The organism is Kribbella monticola (assembly GCF_003261635.1).
Lineage (GTDB): Bacteria > Actinomycetota > Actinomycetes > Propionibacteriales > Kribbellaceae > Kribbella > Kribbella monticola.
In genome coordinates this window covers 1-3,067 of the sequence record NZ_QFXK01000083.1, presented here as the reverse complement: position 1 = coordinate 3,067, position 3,067 = coordinate 1, and the positions used below count along the sequence as shown (strand labels likewise).

Here is a 3,067-nt window from a genome sequence, read left to right as displayed (position 1 = left end):
CGGTGAGGATCTTCTCCGCGTCGCCGTGGTCGGCCAGGAACGTTCGCACGGTCGGTGTCGCGTCAGACGCGCCGTACAGGTAGCCGACACCCCGGTACTCATCCCCCACCGGCAGCGTCGCGGCGTCGTAGCCCTCCTGGTAAGCGTCACCGCCCAGGACAGCTTCGGAGACGACCCGGTTGCCGCACTTGAGAGCGAAGCGGACTTGGTGGTTATCCCTGTACCGGTTGAACAAACGGCTCACGTCACCGGCGCCGACGCCGGAGGGCTTCTGCGAGCTGGAGACGATCACCACACCCGCGCTCGGCCCGACAGCCTGGATTCGTGCGAGCTTGGCGGCGACCTGCTTGTTGACCTCCTGGTCTTCGGTCTCGAAGTAGACCTGGAACTCTTCCATCACGATCACCATCACCCGCAGATCCGGGTAGCGGGAGTCCCGCGCCAGTTCCTCGGTGAGCTTGCCTTCCGGGCACACCGAGACCGGCAGCGCGGCGAGCTGGGTGTTCACGCGCTCGATGTGGGCGAGGACTTCGTCCAGGATCGCGAGCAGGCTGCTGATCGGGTCAGGGTCGTTCGGGGACGGGTGGGTGCCGAACACGATGCGGTGCGCTACCAGCTTGAATTTCAGCCAGTCCGGAGAGTTCTTGCCATCGACAACGATCAATTTCACGTACGGGTCCAGCGCGGCGTGCAGCGCGACCAGGCGGGCCGCGAACGTCTTGCCCTTGCGCGGCTGCGCACCGACCAGCAGCGAGATCCACATGAGCATCAGCGCAACAGGCGCGTCGCGTTCGTCCTTGCCGAACTTCACCGGCCGCCAGATCGAGCGCGGCTTGCAGTCGAGCATGTCCGTGCGGCCGACCGGTACGGCGAGCGGGTCACGGTCGGCCACGAACAGCAGGTGCCGCCGCGAGCTGGTCTTGTCCGGTGACAGAAACACCTGGTTCACCAGCACGTCCAGGCCGGAGGCGATCTTCTCCCGAGCGGCCTGTACGTCGGACCAGCCCTTGCCGTACGGGAGATCTACCAGCACCTGAGAGCCCGTGTTGCGGGCATCCCTGGACATCTGCGAACCGAACCGGATCTCCTGATCGGCCTTGTCCGGCTTGCCGAGTCCGGCCGCGTAGTAGGCGCGCAGCACGATGTCTGAGTTCAGCTTCCGGAAGCGAGGCGCGACTACCGCAGTACCGACCAGGGTCTGACCGGACGGGCGGCCGTAGTGCGCCGCAGCAGCGACCAGACCAGCGCCCCCAGCCGCCAGAGCAACGCCAGGAGCCGCATTGACCACGATCGGCGCAGTGATGACCAGGCCGAGGTTCTGAGCGGCCAGAACGCCGCCACGCCACAGCCGGGTCCGCTTCAGTTCGCGGTGGATCTTCTCCCACTCCTTCAGCTCACGCTCGTCAGCGGCAGCCTGCTCAAGAGCGAACGAGTTCGGCACCCACCACCAACGGATCTGGTTGCCGACCACACGGGAGATGCCGCGTCCGGCGAAGTAGGTCAGCTTCGCGCCGTACCACGGCGAGCGGACCGCGTGATACGCCAGCACATGAGCGGCCCGGCCCAGCGCCCGTCGTGCTGTCGCAGGCAGATTCTCCGGCCGCAGGTGCACCGGGATGATCGGCAACCGCGCACCCGGCTGACCAGCCACCGGCATGCCCGCCTGGTCGACTGGCACGAGGACTCTGCCTGCACCAGGGTCGGTGTCGGTGTCGTCATCCAAGGCGACTTCGTAGGCGGTGTCCATCCGCTCAACCTCGCGCGCGGACAGCGGTACGGTTTGGCCGGCCATCTCCCCCGGCCCCTGCGAATCATCGCGACGCGTGCGCTGCGCGTCCAGGTCGATGGGCTCGGGAACGTCGTTCGGAAGCTCGGACATAGTCACTTCTCCCACTTGCTGAAGAGGCGGATACGGAGGCTGTGGAACCGGCTAGGCGCGCGGACGGGCTGGGGTCCGGCGTGGACCAGGTGGGCGAGTGCGGCACCCATGCCAAGCACTGCGACCGGGAGGCAGGCAACGACGGTGGTGATCTGCCACGGTGCCCGCGTGACTCCGGCCGCCTCGAGCAGGTGGTAGGCGACCTGACCGAGTGCACCGAGCACGAGCGCGGCCAGAGCGGACCACTTCGCGAACCGGCGAGCGGTCACCGGGACCTGACCAGACAGCCAGCCCCGCAACGCGAACGCGGCATAGGTCTCCACACCGATCGGCAACGTGATCGCCGAGTTGATCGTGAACCCGTCCGCGATGCCCGGCAGCGGATGCACCACCCCGAACCCGGTCAGCTCACCGAGCCCAACCCAGCCGGACCAAACCGCGACGAACGCGGGCAGAGCCAGCAGCAGCACCGGCCACGAGCGAACCGGCCCAACCTCCGGCGAGACAGCCGCGGGAACTGCCTCGTACTGCGGGGTTTCGGCAACCATGCCCGGGTCTGTAAGCGGCGTGACCTGCGGAGATGCCTCCTCCCCCGGCGCGGAGGGCATCTCATCCGGGCCGCCACTGGACTCGATGTCAGCCGGGCCCGGCACCGAGTGCAAGTGCAGCTCGGCAGGAGCCGGAGCGGGTTCGGTGAGCGCGTCCAAGATGATGCGCGCCTTGTCGGCCCCGATTCGGTATTCCTTCATGATCCGGTTCCGCGACGGGACTGAGCCCAGGTCGGCAGCGAGCTTGCGAGCGGTCGGGATCAGGTCCTCAACCGGGACGGGGTACGTCGTACGGATGGGCGTGCTCATGCCACGACCTCCGAGACCTCGTCGCGGAAGGCCGACTCACGGCCAACGCTCAAGAAGCGGTGCTCCGCGCGGCGCACGCGGCGACGGTCGAGCTCGGACATGTGCGGACCGGACGACAACGCGACGATCTCCGCGTCGAGCTGGTCCAGGTCGGCTTGGATCTGCGGCCATTCGGCCTCGATCGCAGCCAACTGTGCCGCCGTGGGCTCTTCGTCGCCAACCGGCGAAAGGTGGATGATGCTCATTGGGTTGTACTCCTCTTCAAGTGGACTAGTGCGACCCGGATGCCTCGGCGGTGGCCGCCGCCGGGGCATCGCCTCTCGAAAGCGAT

General features: G+C 67.4%; 3 protein-coding genes. All 3 read right to left on the bottom strand.

Going from position 1 to position 3,067, the window contains the following annotated elements; translation table 11 throughout:
- The coding region (locus DIZ26_RS34620) for a cell division protein FtsK (RefSeq protein ID WP_112248796.1) at positions 1-1,879 on the bottom strand (1,879 nt) is incomplete at its 3' end.
- A 2-nt stretch (positions 1,880-1,881) separates the two neighbouring features.
- Positions 1,882-2,736: an ABC transporter permease gene (locus DIZ26_RS34615; protein WP_112248795.1), complete on the bottom strand. Its 855-nt coding sequence runs from the start codon at positions 2,734-2,736 to the stop codon at positions 1,882-1,884.
- Complete coding sequence (locus DIZ26_RS34610) at positions 2,733-2,981, bottom strand: DUF6284 family protein (RefSeq protein WP_112248794.1); 249 nt, start codon at positions 2,979-2,981, stop codon at positions 2,733-2,735. The genes DIZ26_RS34615 and DIZ26_RS34610 overlap by 4 nt, the downstream gene beginning before the upstream one ends.
- Positions 2,982-3,067: the final 86 nt, after the last annotated feature.